At 67.2% G+C, this 14,784-nt stretch carries 16 protein-coding genes; 10 read left to right on the top strand and 6 right to left on the bottom strand.

Annotation, left to right across the window (positions count from 1 at the left end):
* Positions 1 to 74: 74 nt before the first annotated feature.
* On the bottom strand, positions 75 to 1,496 hold the full coding sequence (locus tag ACFSCU_RS15510) for an IS5 family transposase (RefSeq protein ID WP_377561106.1): 1,422 nt from the start codon (positions 1,494 to 1,496) through the stop codon (positions 75 to 77).
* On the opposite strand from ACFSCU_RS15510, the gene ACFSCU_RS15505 reads away from it, so the two are divergent.
* Positions 1,405 to 1,605: a hypothetical protein gene (locus ACFSCU_RS15505; RefSeq protein WP_377561107.1), complete on the top strand. Its 201-nt coding sequence runs from the start codon at positions 1,405 to 1,407 to the stop codon at positions 1,603 to 1,605. The two genes, ACFSCU_RS15510 and ACFSCU_RS15505, sit on opposite strands and share 92 nt — an antisense overlap.
* Positions 1,606 to 1,685: 80 nt before the next feature.
* Here ACFSCU_RS15505 and ACFSCU_RS15500 read toward each other — a convergent pair whose 3' ends face one another.
* The 3 genes from ACFSCU_RS15500 to ACFSCU_RS15490 all read right to left on the bottom strand — a co-directional run bounded on the left by ACFSCU_RS15500 (position 1,686) and on the right by ACFSCU_RS15490 (position 4,566).
* Positions 1,686 to 3,401, bottom strand: a complete 1,716-nt coding sequence (locus ACFSCU_RS15500) for a PhoH family protein (RefSeq protein WP_377561105.1) — start codon at positions 3,399 to 3,401, stop codon at positions 1,686 to 1,688.
* A gap of 176 nt (positions 3,402 to 3,577) precedes the next feature.
* Positions 3,578 to 4,054: a peroxiredoxin gene (locus tag ACFSCU_RS15495; RefSeq protein ID WP_333705812.1), complete on the bottom strand. Its 477-nt coding sequence runs from the start codon at positions 4,052 to 4,054 to the stop codon at positions 3,578 to 3,580.
* Positions 4,055 to 4,170: 116 nt separating this feature from the next.
* On the bottom strand, positions 4,171 to 4,566 hold the full coding sequence (locus ACFSCU_RS15490) for an Mth938-like domain-containing protein (RefSeq protein WP_180549181.1): 396 nt from the start codon (positions 4,564 to 4,566) through the stop codon (positions 4,171 to 4,173).
* 81 nt (positions 4,567 to 4,647) lie between these two features.
* Here ACFSCU_RS15490 and ACFSCU_RS15485 point away from each other — a divergent pair, with 81 nt between their 5' ends.
* From ACFSCU_RS15485 to ACFSCU_RS15455, 7 genes are all read left to right on the top strand, one after another.
* A complete protein-coding gene (locus ACFSCU_RS15485) occupies positions 4,648 to 5,922 on the top strand; it encodes a pyridoxal phosphate-dependent aminotransferase (protein ID WP_377561104.1) in 1,275 nt (424 codons plus the stop codon).
* 45 nt (positions 5,923 to 5,967) lie between these two features.
* The gene (locus tag ACFSCU_RS15480) at positions 5,968 to 7,314 is read left to right on the top strand and encodes a homoserine dehydrogenase (protein WP_180549179.1); all 1,347 of its coding nucleotides are present in this window, start codon (positions 5,968 to 5,970) and stop codon (positions 7,312 to 7,314) included.
* Positions 7,315 to 7,369: 55 nt separating this feature from the next.
* Positions 7,370 to 8,878 carry a threonine synthase gene (locus ACFSCU_RS15475; protein WP_377561103.1) on the top strand — a complete coding sequence of 503 codons (1,509 nt, stop codon included), beginning with the start codon at positions 7,370 to 7,372 and terminating at the stop codon, positions 8,876 to 8,878.
* A gap of 70 nt (positions 8,879 to 8,948) precedes the next feature.
* Positions 8,949 to 9,494, top strand: a complete 546-nt coding sequence (gene mobB, locus ACFSCU_RS15470) for a molybdopterin-guanine dinucleotide biosynthesis protein B (protein WP_180549178.1) — start codon at positions 8,949 to 8,951, stop codon at positions 9,492 to 9,494.
* Complete coding sequence (locus tag ACFSCU_RS15465) at positions 9,487 to 10,734, top strand: molybdopterin molybdotransferase MoeA (RefSeq protein WP_377561102.1); 1,248 nt, start codon at positions 9,487 to 9,489, stop codon at positions 10,732 to 10,734. The genes mobB and ACFSCU_RS15465 overlap by 8 nt, the downstream gene beginning before the upstream one ends.
* Complete coding sequence (locus ACFSCU_RS15460; protein WP_180549177.1) at positions 10,731 to 10,985, top strand: MoaD/ThiS family protein; 255 nt, start codon at positions 10,731 to 10,733, stop codon at positions 10,983 to 10,985. The genes ACFSCU_RS15465 and ACFSCU_RS15460 overlap by 4 nt, the downstream gene beginning before the upstream one ends.
* A 43-nt stretch (positions 10,986 to 11,028) precedes the next feature.
* A complete protein-coding gene (locus tag ACFSCU_RS15455; protein ID WP_377561101.1) occupies positions 11,029 to 11,637 on the top strand; it encodes a LysE family translocator in 609 nt (202 codons plus the stop codon).
* 9 nt (positions 11,638 to 11,646) lie between these two features.
* Here the strand turns inward: ACFSCU_RS15455 and ACFSCU_RS15450 are convergent, their stop codons facing one another.
* Entirely contained in the window at positions 11,647 to 12,435 is a 789-nt protein-coding gene (locus ACFSCU_RS15450; protein ID WP_180549176.1) for an SDR family oxidoreductase, read from the bottom strand.
* 51 nt (positions 12,436 to 12,486) lie between these two features.
* Positions 12,487 to 13,395, bottom strand: coding sequence for a 4-hydroxy-tetrahydrodipicolinate synthase (gene dapA, locus ACFSCU_RS15445; protein WP_180549175.1), 909 nt, complete (start codon positions 13,393 to 13,395; stop codon positions 12,487 to 12,489).
* Between the two features lie 265 nt (positions 13,396 to 13,660).
* Here dapA and ACFSCU_RS15440 point away from each other — a divergent pair, with 265 nt between their 5' ends.
* Both ACFSCU_RS15440 and ACFSCU_RS15435 read left to right on the top strand, forming a co-directional pair.
* Positions 13,661 to 14,167 carry a molybdenum cofactor biosynthesis protein MoaE gene (locus ACFSCU_RS15440; RefSeq protein ID WP_180549174.1) on the top strand — a complete coding sequence of 169 codons (507 nt, stop codon included), beginning with the start codon at positions 13,661 to 13,663 and terminating at the stop codon, positions 14,165 to 14,167.
* On the top strand, positions 14,164 to 14,727 hold the full coding sequence (locus ACFSCU_RS15435; protein WP_377561100.1) for a thermonuclease family protein: 564 nt from the start codon (positions 14,164 to 14,166) through the stop codon (positions 14,725 to 14,727). The genes ACFSCU_RS15440 and ACFSCU_RS15435 overlap by 4 nt, the downstream gene beginning before the upstream one ends.
* Positions 14,728 to 14,784: the final 57 nt, after the last annotated feature.

The following is a 14,784-nucleotide window of genomic DNA, read 5'->3' as shown; positions in this document are numbered from 1 at the left end:
CCTGTTTTTCTGAATCACGATAGGAAGTTAGCTCACTTGGTAGAGAGGTTTGCTTCCTAAGACCCTATTCATTTTCACGCCCAGGCCAGTGACTCTGAACGACTGCTGGACGTTCGGTCGATCAACTTCCAACGCGATGGCGTGCAGTGCGGCGCCGGGGGCAGACTCTGGCATAGGCGCCAATAAAGCCGCCACAAGAAGGCGATGCTCTTCTTGGCGATCATGCGCAGCAGCCATTGGATGTTGTAGCCCGCCGCGCACAGCACCGCATGCATCGCATCTCCAGTCTGGCCCTTGAGATGACAGCGATCCAGGCCATGATCGCTCTTGAGGTGCCCGATCACCGGCTCGATCGCCTGACGGCGCTTGAGTTGCTTTCTTTCTGCCTTGCTCAGCTGCCTGGCTTTGCCCCGGTGCCTGATGTCCACGCCCGGGTTGTCCTTCTCCACACCCCGATAGCCCAGATCGACGAAGGCTGTTGCTGGCCTGATCTGGCAGTCCTGCATCAGGATGCTGGCTTGCTCCAGTTGCTCATGGAGGGTGTGCCCGTCATACGGGTTGCCGGCAAAGGTCCTTGCACCCACGATCAGATTGCCCTTGAAGGTGCTGGCAATGCCTGCCTTGACGCCGAACTCGTAGGGCTGGCGGGCCTTGCCTTTGTTGATGCATTCCACCTCGGGGGCGTGCCAGGCGTAGAGCTTGGAGCCATCAATTGCCTTGCGCTGGCCGCTTTGCGCGGCAATGCGCCGGGCTTTGCCCAGCGTCTCATCCAGGGCCTGCCGCGCAGCCGCTGCGATGGCGCTGGCCTTGCGCTCGATCTCGCGCTGCAGGCGCCCAGCGATGGTTCTCTGCCGCTTGATGACCCGGCGCATGCGTTTGAACTGCCGGGCATGGGCATAACGCCCGGCCTGGCGAGCCAGTTGCTTGCCTTCCCTTGCAAAGGTCTGCTTCAGTCCGATGCCGGCCTGCTTGGCGGCCTCGACCAGTTTGCTCCTGGCCGTCTCCAGCAATCGGCTGTCGGTGGGGTGCGCGACGGCCTTGGGTTGCACCGTGGTGTCGACGATCACGCGGCTGAGCTCCTGTGCCTTGATGAGCTTGAGGTCAACGGCCACGTGGATGGTCTGTGCCAGCAGCTCTTCGACACCTTCTTCGCCCAGCAGCTGGCGGAATTTGATCAGGGTGCTGGCGTCGCAGGGTTGGCGGTCTTCGTAGTAGGCGCAGCCGGAGAAGAACTGCCAGCGGGGCGTGTCGGCCCAGCGCGCCACCACGCCTTCGTCGGACTCGTTGAACGCGTGCTTGAGGTACAGCAAGGAGATCATCACCCGCAGCGGTATGCGCGGGCGCCCAGCGTTGCTGGGCCCCCGGATACGTTGCACCTGCTCGCCAAAGAGGTCCAGATCGGGCATGGCCACGCCCGTGCGGCCTTTGCGTGACAGCAAGTGCGACACCGATGCCTCGATCTGCTGCCAGGGCATGCGCGAGGCCAGCACGGCCAGCGGATGGTGCAGATCGATCATGTGGTCGATGCGCGAGCGAAAGAAGTCCTCGGTGGCAGAGCAGGCAAACAGCACGGCTGAAAAACTCCCAGAAATCAGCCACCATTGAATATCAAACCGGGAGTTCCGGACATCGGCAATCACCCGCAAAGCCAGTGTTCATGCGGGGGTGGGGGGCTTCAGGGGCGACTACAGCACTTCGCTGGCAAAGTCCGCCAGCCGCGAGCGCTCACCGCGCGCCAGCGTCACGTGGCCGCCGTGCGGCCAGCCCTTGAAGCGGTCCACCGCGTAGGTCATGCCCGACGAGCCTTCGGTCAGGTAGGGCGTGTCGATCTGCGCCAGGTTGCCCATGCAGATGATCTTGGTGCCGGGGCCGGCGCGCGTGATCAGCGTCTTCATCTGCTTGGGCGTCAGGTTCTGCGCCTCGTCGATGATCACCCACTTGTTCATGAAGGTGCGTCCGCGCATGAAGTTCATGCTCTTGATCTTCACGCGGCTGCGGATCAACTCGTTGGTGGCGGCACGCCCCCATTCGCCGGCGCCCGAGGCATCGCCCTTGGAGAGGAACTCCAGGTTGTCGTCCAGCGCGCCCATCCACGGACCCATCTTCTCTTCCTCGGTGCCGGGCAGGAAGCCGATGTCTTCGCCCACGCTCACGGTGGCACGCGTCATGATGATCTCGGTGTAGCGGCGGTCGTCCAGCACCTGCGTCAGGCCCGACGCCAGCGCCAGCAGCGTCTTGCCGGTGCCCGCCGTGCCGGCCAGGGTGACGAAGTCGATCTCCGGATCCATCAGCAGGTTGAGGGCGAAGTTCTGCTCGCGGTTGCGCGCCGTCACGCCCCACACGCCGTTCTTCAGGTGCGTGAAGTCCTTCAGCGTCTTCAGCACCGCCGTCTTGTCGCGGATCTCCGTCACGCGCGCATACAGGCTGGGCTCGCCGGGCGACTCGAAATAGACGAACTGGTTAATGTACAGACTGGCCACCGCCGGGCCGCTGACGCGGTAATAGGTCGAACTGCCGCTCTGCCAGCTCTCGACGGTCTTGCTCTGCCGCGTCCAGAAGTCGGGCGGCAACTGCAGCACGCCCGAATACAGCAGGTCGCCGTCCTCCAGCGTCTTGTCGTTCTCGTAATCCTCGGCCTTCAGGCCCAGCGCGCGCGCCTTCACGCGCATGTTGATGTCCTTCGACACCAGGATCACTTCGCGCGGTGCGTATTGCTTCTCCAGCGCGGCGACCACGCCCAGGATCTGGTTGTCGGCCTTGCCCTGGGGCAGGGCGGCGGGCATGGTCACGTCCAGCGGCGCGGTCTGGAAGTACAGCTTGCCGCCGGCGGCCACGTTGCCGGTCGAATCCAGTGCCAAACCCTGCGCCATGTCGGCGCCCTTCACGCCGGCCAGCGCATCCAGCAGGCGGCTGGTCTGGCGGCCGTTGCGGGCCACCTCGGTCATGCCTTTCTTGTGGCCGTCCAGTTCCTCCAGCACGATCATCGGCAGGAAGATGTCGTGCTCCTCGAAGCGGAACAGCGCCGTCGGGTCGTGCAGCAGCACGTTGGTGTCGAGCACGAACAGCCGCGTGGGGCCTGTGGCCTTGGCCTTGGGGGCGCGGGCGGCAGCCTTTTGGGGAGCAGGTTTCTCAGCCACGCGCTCGGCCGGTCGGGCCGGGGCGGGCGCCTCCGTGCGTGCCACGGGGCTGCGGGCGCCGGGCACCGGCAGCGGGGTGACCACCTCGTCCACGGATTCCGTCAGCAAGCGCGCCTGCTGTGCCGGCGCGCGGCTGCGGCTGGCGGGCGTTGCCGTTGCCGTTGCCGTTGCCGTGGAACGCGCCGTGGCGCGGCGGGTGGACAGGTCGATGACGTCGGAAGACAGCTTGGCGCCACGTTTGGTCGGGGGAGGGGGCAGGGGCATGCGGATTGGAAGGTTCAGCGGAGGGCGCACCGCCCGGCCGCGATGCGGCTGGCGTCGGCCAAAGAAAAAGCCGCCTTGTCAGCCAAGGCGGCTTTCGCGAGAAAAGTCAGTCGATACGGCTGCAACAACATTCCGGCTCATTATGCATGAGCACGGTGGCAGTCACCGTCAGGCTTTCAGGCGGCTTTTTTCAGCACCTTCACGGCCTTCAGCACTTCCTCGACATGGCCGGGCACCTTCAGGCCGCGCCACTCCTGCACCAGGATGCCGTCGGCGTTGACCAGGAAGGTACTGCGCTCGATGCCCTTGACCTTCTTGCCGTACATGATCTTGTTCTTGACCACACCGAACATGTGGCACATCTTCTCTTCGGTATCGGCGATCAGTTCGAAGGGCAGTTCGAGCTTGGCCTTGAAACTGTCGTGCGACGTCATGTTGTCGCGGCTGACGCCAAACACCACGGCACCCGCCTTCACGAAATCCTTGTACTTGTCGCGGAACTGCATCGCCTCGGTGGTGCAGCCGGGGGTGTTGTCTTTGGGATAAAAGTACAGAACGAGGGCTTGCCCGTTGTGGGAGGTGTTGGTAACTTTGACGTCGCCGGTCGCAATCGCTTCGAATTCAGGGAGGGGTTTGTTGACAACGATCGCCATATGAACTTCAATCTCCGGACGGTTTTATCGAGGGGGCGTAGGGCACACGTGACTGCCCGGCCGAACCATCCGCCGCTGTTGCAGAAGGTGTGGCGAGGGCAACAGTTGCCAGCCCTTTATTTTAACCCATCCTGACTTTCTTCGCCCGGCTCCAGCAACAAGGCGGCGATCACGCGCCTGCCTTCGCCCGCCAGGATGTTGTAGGTGCGGCAGGCGGCACCGGTGTCCATGGCTTCCACGCCGATGCCAGCCTCGACCAGGGCGCGGATCCACGCCGGCCTGGGAAAGCGGGTGGCAGCGCCGCTGCCGAACACCACCAGTTCGGGCTTGTGCGCGGCCAGCGGCGCGAAATGCGCATCGGTCAATTCATCGAAATGGCTGCAGCGCCAATCCGTGCGTTCGCCCGTGCTGTGCAGCACCACGCTGCGGTCGATGCGCTCGCCGGCCACGGCGATCCAACCGGGGCCGTAGCTGGTGATGGCAGAGCCGAACTGATCGGGCTGGAATTTCATGCAGGAAGAGGGGGCGAAGGGCGCAGATGTGTTCCAATTCTATGTTTTCCCTCCTTGAAGCTTCGCCCGGAAGGTCTTGCCATGAAACCCATCCACAAATCCGCCAAGCTGGCGAACGTGCTTTATGACGTGCGTGGGCCCATCGTGGACGCGGCCAAGCAGATGGAGGACGAGGGCCAGAAGATCATCAAGCTGAATATCGGCAACCTGGCGCCGTTCGGCTTTCAGCCGCCCGAGGAGATCGTGCAGGACATGATCCGCAACCTGCCGGATTCGGCCGGTTACTCGGACAGCAAGGGCATCTTCTCGGCCCGCAAGGCGGTGATGCACTACACGCAGGAGCAGGGCATCGAAGGCGTCACCATCGACGACATCTACCTGGGCAATGGCGCCAGCGACCTGATCGGCATGGCCGCCAACGCACTGCTGTCCGAGGGCGACGAGATGCTGGTGCCCGCGCCCGACTACCCGCTGTGGACCGCCGTGGCCAGCCTGTCGGGCGGCAAGCCCGTGCACTACCTGTGCGACGAGGCCAATGGCTGGATGCCCAATCTGGACGACATCCGCGCCAAGGTCACGTCGCGTACCAAGGCCATCGTCGTCATCAATCCCAACAACCCGACCGGCGCGCTGTATTCCAACGAACTGCTGCTCGGCATCATCGAGATCGCGCGCGAGCACAACCTCGTCATCATGGCCGACGAGGTGTACGACAAGGTGCTGTACGACGGCGTGAAGCACACGGCGCTGGCCAGCCTGGCGACCGACGTGCTGACGCTCACCTTCAACTCGCTGTCGAAAGCCTACCGCTCGTGCGGCTTCCGCGCCGGCTGGATGGTGATCTCGGGCGACAAGGAGTCGGCGCGCGACTACATCGAAGGCATCAACATGCTGGCCAACATCAAGCTGGGCAGCAACGTGCCGGGGCAGTACGCCATCCAGACCGCGCTGGGTGGCTACCAGAGCATCCACGACCTGGTGAAGGAGGGCGGCCGCCTGCGCCGCCAGCGCGACCTGGCCTATGAGCTGATCAGTGCCATTCCGGGCGTCAGCTGCGTCAAGCCGCAGGCCGCGCTGTACATGTTCCCGCGGCTCGATCCCAAGATGTACCCCATTCAGGACGACCGCCAGTTCTTCATGGAAGTGCTGCGTGCCACGCGCGTGATGCTGGTGCAGGGCTCGGGCTTCAACTACCCCGACAACCAGCACTTCCGCATCGTGTTCCTGCCGCACGAGGACGATCTGCGCGAAGCCATCGGGCGGTTGGCGAAGTTCCTCGAGCAGTACCGTGCGCGCCATGCCAAGTCGGCATCGGTGGTGCAGATTGCTGCAAAAAAAGAAGCTGCCCGCGCTTGATGGACGGGTGCTAGAGGCATATTTGACTTAAAAAACCAAGAGAACATGAAAGCGATCCAAGTCGGCCTGTTGGGCATCGGGACGGTGGGCAGCGGCACCTTCAACGTGCTGCAGCGCAACCAGGAGGAAATCAAGCGCCGCGCTGGCCGCGGCATCGAAATCACCATGGTGGCTGACCTCGACACCGAGCGCGCGCAGCAGATCGTCGGCTCCGGCGTCAAGGTGGTGGGCGATGCGCGCGAGGTGCTCGCCAATCCCGACATCGAGATCGTCATCGAGCTGATCGGCGGCTACGGCATCGCCAGGACGCTGGTGATGGAGGCCATTGCCGCCGGCAAGCACGTGGTCACCGCCAACAAGGCGCTGCTGGCCGTGCACGGCACCCAGATCTTCCAGGCCGCGCACGACAAGGGCGTGATGGTCGCCTTCGAGGCCGCCGTGGCTGGCGGCATCCCCATCATCAAGGCGCTGCGCGAGGGCCTGACGGCCAACCGCATCCAGTGGATCGCCGGCATCATCAACGGCACCACGAACTTCATCCTGAGCGAGATGCGCGACAAGGGCCTGGACTTCGACGTGGTGCTGAAAGAGGCGCAGGCGCTGGGCTACGCCGAGGCCGACCCGACCTTCGACATCGAAGGCGTGGATGCCGCGCACAAGGCCACCATCATGAGCGCCATCGCCTACGGCATCCCGGTGCAGTTCGACAAGGCCTACGTCGAGGGCATCACCAAGCTGTCGGCCACCGACATCCGCTATGCCGAGCAACTGGGCTACCGCATCAAGCTGCTGGGCATCACCAAGCGCCGCGAAGGCGAGGGCGTCGAGCTGCGCGTGCACCCCACGCTGGTGCCGGCCAAGCGGCTGATCGCCAACGTCGAGGGCGCCATGAACGCCGTCGTCGTCAACGGCGATGCCGTGGGCACCACGCTGTACTACGGCAAGGGCGCCGGCAGCGAGCCCACGGCCAGCGCTGTCATCGCCGACCTGGTCGACGTCACCCGCCTGGCCACCAGCGACCCGCAGCACCGCGTGCCGCACCTGGCCTTCCAGCCGGGGCAGATGCGCGACGTCAGCGTGCTGCCGATGGAGCAGGTGATCACCAGCTACTACCTGCGCCTGCGGGTGAAGGACGAGGCGGGTGTGCTATCGAACGTCACGCGCATCCTGGCCGACGCCGGCATCAGCATCAACGCCGTGCTGCAGCGCGAGGCCGACGACGTGGCCGGCACCGACGCCGGCGCCGGCGAGCCCACGCCCGACCACACCGACCTGATCATCCTCACGCACGACACGCGCGAAGGCGCCATGAGCACGGCGCTGGCGCAGTTGCAGGCGCTGCCCAGCGTGCTGGCGCCCATCGTGCGCATCCGCAAGGAAGAACTGGCCTGACCGACCCATTGACCGTTGGGGCATGCCGCGCGCGCCGGCGTGCCCAGCCTGATCTATGAACTACCTCTCCACCCGTGGCGACAGCACGCCGCGCAAGTTCTGCGACATCCTGCTGGAGGGCTTGGCGCCCGATGGCGGCCTGTACCTGCCCGAGCACTATCCACAGATCGACCGCACCACGCTCGACCACTGGCGCCACCTGTATGCCCAGCACGGCTACGCCACGCTGGCGTTCGAGATCCTGTCGCTCTACATCGACGACATTCCGGCCGCCGACCTTCAACGCATCTGCGAGAAGACCTACACGCCCGAGGTGTTCGGCACGCTGGAGATCGTTCCGCTCAAGAAGCTCGGCAACGGCTTCTACCTCGAAGCCCTGTCCAACGGCCCCACGCTGGCCTTCAAGGACATGGCGATGCAACTGCTGGGCAACCTGTTCGAGTACGAACTGGCGCGCCGTGGCGAGCAGCTCAATATCCTGGGCGCCACCAGCGGCGACACCGGCAGCGCGGCCGAATACGCCATGCGCGGCAAGCAGGGCATCCGCGTGTTCATGCTCAGCCCGCACGGGCGCATGAGCGCGTTCCAGCAGGCGCAGATGTTCAGCCTGCAGGACGCCAACATCCACAACATCGCCGTCGAAGGCGTGTTCGACGACTGCCAGGACATCGTCAAGGCCGTGAGCAACGATCTGGCCTTCAAGCGCCAGTACAAGATCGGCACCGTCAACTCGATCAACTGGGCACGGCTGCTGGCGCAGGTGGTGTACTACTTCGCGGGCTATTTTCAGGCCACGTCACATGCCCCCATGCTTCGCGCTGGCGCGTCTGCGCTGCCCCCCGAGGGGGCCGTGCCCGGCTTGGGGCGGCCCGGCGCCGGGCGGAACGACGAGAAGGTCGATTTCACCGTGCCCAGCGGCAACTTCGGCAACGTCTGCGCGGGCCACGTGGCACGCCAGATGGGCCTGCCAATCAACAAGCTGGTCGTCGCGACCAACGAGAACGACGTGCTCGACGAGTTCTTCCGCACCGGCGTTTACCGCGTGCGCGGCAGTGCCGACACGCACGAGACCAGCAGCCCGTCGATGGACATCAGCAAGGCCAGCAACTTCGAGCGCTTCGTGTTCGATCTGCTCGGCCGCGATGGCGCGCGCACGAAGGCGCTGTTCCACGATGCACTCGCCAAGGACGGCCAATTCGACCTGAGTGGCGACCCGGCTTTCCAGCAGACGCGCCAGCGCTTCGGCTTCGTCAGCGGCAAGAGTACGCACGGCGACCGCCTGGCGACCATCCGAGACGTGTTCCAGAAGCACGGTGTGATGATCGACACCCACACCGCTGACGGCGTGAAGGTGGCGCGCGAGCACGTGCAGCCCAGCGTGCCGATGATCGTGCTGGAAACGGCGCTGCCCATCAAGTTCGCCGCCACCATCCGCGAGGCGCTGGGGCGCGACCCGGACCGCCCGGCCAAGTTCGACGGCATCGAAGACCTGCCGCGCCGCGTGCAGGTGCTGCCCGCCGACGCTGACCGCGTGAAGGCGCTGATCACACAAGAATGTGAATGAAATTGGCCACCAGCGCCCGCTAAGCAAGCGCCGGCAGCTCCTGCTCTGATAGTGAAGCGAGAATGAATCCATGAAGGTGGTCGGCTTTGCCGGGTATTCCGGTTCGGGCAAGACGCATCTGGTCGAGCGGCTGATCCCGGCGCTCAAGCTGCGCGGGCTGCGCGTGTCGGTCGTCAAGCACGCGCACCACAGGTTCGACATCGACCACGAAGGCAAGGACACCTTCCGCCACCGCGAGGCCGGCGCGTTCGAGGTGGTCGTCGCCTCGCGCAATCGTCTGGCGCTGATGCGCGAGTTCGAGCAGGAGGCGCAACTGTCGGTGCACCACCTGATCGCCGAGCTGTACGACGGCGTCGACTGGGTGCTGGTCGAGGGCTTCAAGGAAAGCGACCTGCCGAAGGTCGAGGTCTGGCGCGCCGCTGCCAGCAAGCCGGCGCGCTACCCCGACGACGAATTCATCGTCGCCATCGCCACCGATTCGCCCCAGGCGCTGCCGGAGGCGACCTTGCGCCCCGTGCTGGATCTGAACGACGCCGAGGCGATTGCGCAGTGGCTGCTCGACAATGGCCACCGTTTCGACTACGACCCTGAAAGGCACCTGCCGTCCCATGTCTGATGCTCCGCGCCGCGCCCCCCTGATGCCGCTCGACGAAGCGCTGCAGCGCCTGCTGGCGCACGCCGCGCCACTGGGCGGCACGGAATCCGTCAACACCTTCAACGCCGATGGCCGCGTGCTGGCGCAGGATGTGGTGTCGGCCCTGCAGGTGCCGCCCAAAGACAACTCGTCGATGGACGGCTATGCGGTGCGGGCGGCCGATGTCACCGCAGGCGTCGAACTGCCCGTGTCGCAACGCATCGCCGCGGGCCACGCTGGCGCGCCGCTGGCGCCGGGCAGTGCGGCGCGCATCTTCACGGGTGCGCCCATGCCTGCTGGCGCGGACGCGGTGGTAATGCAGGAAGACACCGAGGCGCTGGACGGCGGCCGCGTGCGCATCAATGCCGTGCCCGCGCCTGGCCAGTGGGTGCGCGCGGCGGGTGAAGATGTCACGCGCGGCGCCGTGATACTGCAAAAAGGAGAGCGACTGGCGCCCGCCAGCATTGGTCTGGCGGCCGGCATCGGCCTGGCTTCATTGCAGGTGGCGACGCGTCCGCGCGTGGCCCTGTTCTCCACCGGCGACGAACTGGTGATGCCCGGCGACGTGCCGCCCGAGGCCATGAAGCCCGGCGCCATCTACAACAGCAACCGCTTCTTTCTGAGCGCGCTGCTGCTGCGCCTGGGCTGCGAGGTCAGCGACCTCGGCATCGTGCCCGACAACCGTGCCGCCACGCTGGCCGCGCTGCAGTCAGCCGCCGAAGGGCACGACCTGATCCTGACCAGCGGCGGCGTAAGCGTGGGCGAGGAAGACCACATCAAGCCCGCCGTCGAACAGCTTGGCACTCTGGACCTGTGGCAGATCGGCATGAAGCCCGGCAAACCCTTCGCTTACGGCCATGTGCGGCGCGCGGGCAGCGGGCAGGCCCACTTCATGGGCCTGCCCGGCAACCCGGTGTCGAGCTTCGTCACCTTCCTGCTGCTGGTGCGGCCCTTCCTGCTGAAGCTGCAGGGCGCGACGAAGATCGACGTGCCGGCGATGAGCCTGCGCGCCGACTTCGACCTGCCGCGCCCCGACAAACGGCGCGAATTCCTGCGCGCGCGCCGCAACGCGCAAGGCGGGCTGGACCTGTTCGCCAACCAGAGTTCGGGCGTGCTGACCTCGGCGCACTGGGCCGACGGCCTGATCGACCACCCGGCCGGCAGCACCATCGCGCGCGGCGACATGGTGCGCTTCATCCCGCTGGCGGAGCTGCTGGCATGAAGCAGGTGACGGTGCGCTATTTCGCCTCGATCCGCGAGGCGCTGAACGTGGGCAGCGAGCGCGTGGCCACCGACGCGCCCACGCTGGCCGCGCTGCGCGATGAACTGATCGCCCGCGGCGGCGCACATGGCGAGGCACTGGCGCGCGACAAGCTGGTGCGGCTGGCGCTCGACCAGGCAATGGCCGACGAATCCGCCGCGCTGCACGACGGTGCCGAGGTGGCGTTCTTCCCGCCGGTCACCGGCGGTTGACGCGACGGCGCCCGGGCGCGGCATGTTTCCCCCCGACGTTCTGTTGGCCTACGTCGCCGCCGTGCTGGTGGTGGTGGTCGCGCCCGGCCCCGACAACATCCTCGCCATCGGCCGTGGCCTGAGCCAGGGGCCGCTGGCGGCGGCGCTGTCGTCGGTCGGCGCGGGCATCGGCATCATGGTGCACACGCTGGCCGCCACGCTGGGCCTGTCGCTGGTGCTGCAGGCGTCGCCGTGGGCGTTCTGGGTGGTCAAGGGCGTGGGCGCGGCCTACCTGCTGTGGCTCGGCATCAAGGCACTGCGTTCGCGCGACCTGATCACCTTCAGCCCGGCGCTGCGCCGGCCGCTGCACCGGGTGTTCATCACCGGCGTGCTGTCCAACGTGCTCAACCCCAAGCCGGGGCTGTTCGTGCTGGCCTTCATCCCGCAGTTCGTCAGCACGGCACGGGGGCCGGTGGCGGTGCAGATGCTTGTCTATGGTGCGATCTTCGCGGTGCTCACGGCACTGATCTTCACCATGCTCGGCGCCTTCGCCGCGCGCCTGTCGCGCTGGATGGCGCGGCGCCCGCGCGTCGGCAGCGCGCTCAACATCGGCGCCGGGCTGGCGTTCGTCGCCTCGGGCCTGTCGATCCTGCTGCTCAGGCCGCGCGCCTGAGTTCCCGGTTCAGACGACGATCGGTGTCGTCGCCCCATCCATGGCCACGATGGCGCCGTTGACGTAGCTCGCGCGCGCCGAGGCCAGGAACACCACCACGTCGGCAATCTCCTCGGGCGTGGCGATGCGGCCCATGGCGGCGCGCTGCGTGGCGCGTTCGCGCGCCTGCTCGGGCGTGATGCCGGCCAGCCTGGCCTCGGCCTCCAGCCCTTGCTGCAGCCGCGCGGTCAGCACCGGGCCGGGGTTGACGGCGTTGATGCGCAGCCCGGCCGCGGCGTGCGCGTGCGCCAGGCCGGCGGTGGCCAGCATCAGCGCCGCGTTGGCCGCGCCGCCGGCCAGGTGCGTGGGCGAGGCCACCTTGCCCCCGGCGCCGATCACGTTGACGACCACGCCGCTGCCGCGCGCCCGCATGGCCGGCAGCACGGCCTGCATGGCGTGCAGGTAGGTGAAGAACTTGGCGTCCATCGCGGCGTGCCAGTCGGCCACGGTCAGTTCCTGCGGGAGCGTGCGGCGCGCGGCGCCGGCCGAGTTGACCAGCACGTCGATGGGGCCGAACTGCTCCGTCACCGCGTGCGCCAGTTGTTCAGCCTGCGTGGCGTCGCCGAGATCGGCCGGCACCGCCAGCACCTCGGCGCCCGTCGCGCGCAGCTCGGCCGCGGCCGCCTGCAACACATCGGCACCACGCGCCGCCAGCGCCACGCGCGCACCCTCGGCCACGAAGGCCCGCGCGCAGGCCAGGCCGATGCCCTTGCTGGCGCCGGTGATCAGCACCACCTTGTCCTTGAGTTGCAGATCCATGGGTCGCCTCTTTGGTTTATTGGATTCGCCCACAGTATGGAGCGGACAAGATCAGTCTGCTGCGGCCAAGGCACCGCTGAGGCCGCGCAAGTGCCGCGCGTGCGATCCGGATGCCGCCGTCAGGGGCGCGCGCAGTTCGTTGGCGCACCAGCCCTGGGCCGCCAGCAGCGCCTTCAGTGGGCCGGGGTTGGCCTCGGCGAACAGCGCCTTGATCAGCGGCACTAGCGGATGCCAGGCGTGGCGCGCCCGCGCCAGGTCGCCCACGGCGATCGCGTCAAGCACCGCCACGAAGCGCCGCGTGTGCACATGCGCCGACGCGGCGATGGCGCCCGCGCCGCCTTGCGCCACGGTGGCGAACAGTTGCGCATCCTCGCCGGCCAGCACCTGCAGGCGGCCGTCGCGGATCAGAGCCAGTGTCTTGCCGGGGTCGCCGCCGCAGTCCTTGACGGCGCGGATGTTGGGGTGGGCGGCCAGCGCCAGCAGCGTCTCGCGCGCCAGGGTAGCGCCAGTGCGGTAGGGGATGTCGTAGACGACGAGCGGCACCGCGCTGGTGTCGGCAAGTTCGGTGAACCAGGCGCGCAGGCCGTTCTGTCCAGGTCGCACGTAATGTGGTGCCGGCACCAGCAGGCCACCGAGCGGCGGCACATCGTGCGCGGCCAGGCGCTGCACGCAGGCGCGCGTGTCGGGCAGGTGGTAGCCGCTCAATCCCATGATGAGCGGCAGCCCGCCGGCATGCGCCGCCACCGTGCGCAGGCAGGCCAGTTGCTCTTCCTTCGAGAGCGCCGCCGCCTCGCCAGTGGAGCCGCAGACGACGACGCCGCGGATGCCAGTGCGGGCCAGGTGCGCCGTCAGCCGCGCCAGTGCGGCGTGGTCCACGGCCCCGTCGCGAAACGGGGTGACGAGGGGAATCCACAGGCCCGAGAAATCGGGCGAGGGAACAGTGCTGGAGCTTGAGTTCACGCGAACATCCTTTCAGAACAGGCCAAGACCGTTGGGTTGGGCCGTGGTCGGATGTGCGCGGGGAGTGGGGTGCCGAAGATGCTGCCGCCGGGTCTTGCCGTCGCTCATCCGACGACGGCACCGCAGCGCCGGTCAGATGCGCTGGGGTTTCTTCGATTTGCAGGCAATGCACGCAGCCGTGCCCACCGCGCGCGGCGGCAAGCAGTGGGGCAGGGCGTGCATGGGCATCGCGCCAGTGTAGGGGCGCACGGGGCAAAATGCCGGCATGAGCCAGCCACGTGTTTCGATTCAGCCACAGGACTTCGACTTGAGCGCCGAGGTGGCCGCCTTGCGCGCCGGCGATGCGCGCGTGGGCGCCGTCTGCGCCTTCGTGGGCACGGTGCGCGACCGCCACCCCGCCGAGCTGGCCGCCACCGGCGCGCCCGACGTGGCCAGCGTGGCCTCGATGGAGCTGGAGCACTACCCCGGCATGACCGAGAAGGCCATCGAGGCCATGATCGACGAGGCGCACCGCCGCTTCAGCCTGTTCGGCGTGCGCGTGATCCACCGCATCGGCCTGCTGCGGCCGCAGGACCAGATCGTGCTGGTGGCGGTGACCAGCGCGCACCGGGGCGAAAGCTTCCAGGCCTGCGAGTTTCTGATGGACTACCTGAAGACCCAGGCGCCGTTCTGGAAGAAGGAGCAGACGCCCGACGGCGCGCGCTGGGTGGACGCCCGCGTGAGCGACGACGCGGCGCTGGCGCGCTGGGGCATCCAGGCGGCCAACGCGTGAGGCGCTGGCGCGTGCCGTACGCTGCTCGGCTGGCGGCGGCGATGCTAGCAGGCCTGCTGGCCCAGCCGGCGGTGCAGGCGCAGGACGGCCAGCGCCCGGCCACCGGCGTGCCGTGGAACGCGCGCGTGACCTACGTGGTCGACGGTGATTCGGTCTGGGTGCAGCCACTGGTCGGCGGCAAGCGCCAGCGGCTGCGCATCGATGGTGTCGATGCGCCCGAGATCTGCCAGACCCATGGCACCGAGTCGCGCCAGGCGCTGCAGGCGCTGGCCCTGAACCAGCGCGTGCGCGTCACCGTGTGGGCGTACGACCGCTACGGCCGCGCCATCGCCACCGTGGTGCGCTTGCAGGGCGATGTGGACCTGGGCGAGCGCATGGTTGAAGAGGGCTGGGCCTGGACCGATGGCTATGGCACGCGCCTGGGCAAATACTGGCGCGCCGAGGCGCAGGCGCGCTGGGCCGGGCGCGGGCTGTTCGCCGAGCGCTGGCCGGAGTTACCGGCCGACTTTCGCAACCGGCATGGGCCGTGCGGCGCGGCCAAACCCGCATCGGGTGATTAGTTTATGCTTCTGAATTGATAGCTTATCGCGCCCGCTGCATGCCGCCTGAAGGTCTTT

The sequence above is a fragment of the Ottowia beijingensis genome, assembly GCF_042680925.1.
Lineage (GTDB): Bacteria > Pseudomonadota > Gammaproteobacteria > Burkholderiales > Burkholderiaceae_C > Ottowia > Ottowia beijingensis.
This window is presented reverse-complemented; position numbering and strand designations above follow the sequence as displayed.

Excerpts from the sequence above, each read along its gene's own strand:
- ACFSCU_RS15505 (WP_377561107.1), top strand. The coding sequence starts at position 1,405 with ATGGCCACGCCCGTGCGGCCTTTGCGTGACAGCAAGTGCGACACCGAT.
- ACFSCU_RS15500 (WP_377561105.1), bottom strand. The coding sequence starts at position 3,401 with ATGCCCCTGCCCCCTCCCCCGACCAAACGTGGCGCCAAGCTGTCTTCC.
- ACFSCU_RS15495 (WP_333705812.1), bottom strand. The coding sequence starts at position 4,054 with ATGGCGATCGTTGTCAACAAACCCCTCCCTGAATTCGAAGCGATTGCG.
- ACFSCU_RS15490 (WP_180549181.1), bottom strand. The coding sequence starts at position 4,566 with ATGAAATTCCAGCCCGATCAGTTCGGCTCTGCCATCACCAGCTACGGC.
- ACFSCU_RS15485 (WP_377561104.1), top strand. The coding sequence starts at position 4,648 with ATGAAACCCATCCACAAATCCGCCAAGCTGGCGAACGTGCTTTATGAC.
- ACFSCU_RS15480 (WP_180549179.1), top strand. The coding sequence starts at position 5,968 with ATGAAAGCGATCCAAGTCGGCCTGTTGGGCATCGGGACGGTGGGCAGC.
- ACFSCU_RS15475 (WP_377561103.1), top strand. The coding sequence starts at position 7,370 with ATGAACTACCTCTCCACCCGTGGCGACAGCACGCCGCGCAAGTTCTGC.
- mobB (WP_180549178.1), top strand. The coding sequence starts at position 8,949 with ATGAAGGTGGTCGGCTTTGCCGGGTATTCCGGTTCGGGCAAGACGCAT.
- ACFSCU_RS15465 (WP_377561102.1), top strand. The coding sequence starts at position 9,487 with ATGTCTGATGCTCCGCGCCGCGCCCCCCTGATGCCGCTCGACGAAGCG.
- ACFSCU_RS15460 (WP_180549177.1), top strand. The coding sequence starts at position 10,731 with ATGAAGCAGGTGACGGTGCGCTATTTCGCCTCGATCCGCGAGGCGCTG.
- ACFSCU_RS15450 (WP_180549176.1), bottom strand. The coding sequence starts at position 12,435 with ATGGATCTGCAACTCAAGGACAAGGTGGTGCTGATCACCGGCGCCAGC.
- ACFSCU_RS15440 (WP_180549174.1), top strand. The coding sequence starts at position 13,661 with ATGAGCCAGCCACGTGTTTCGATTCAGCCACAGGACTTCGACTTGAGC.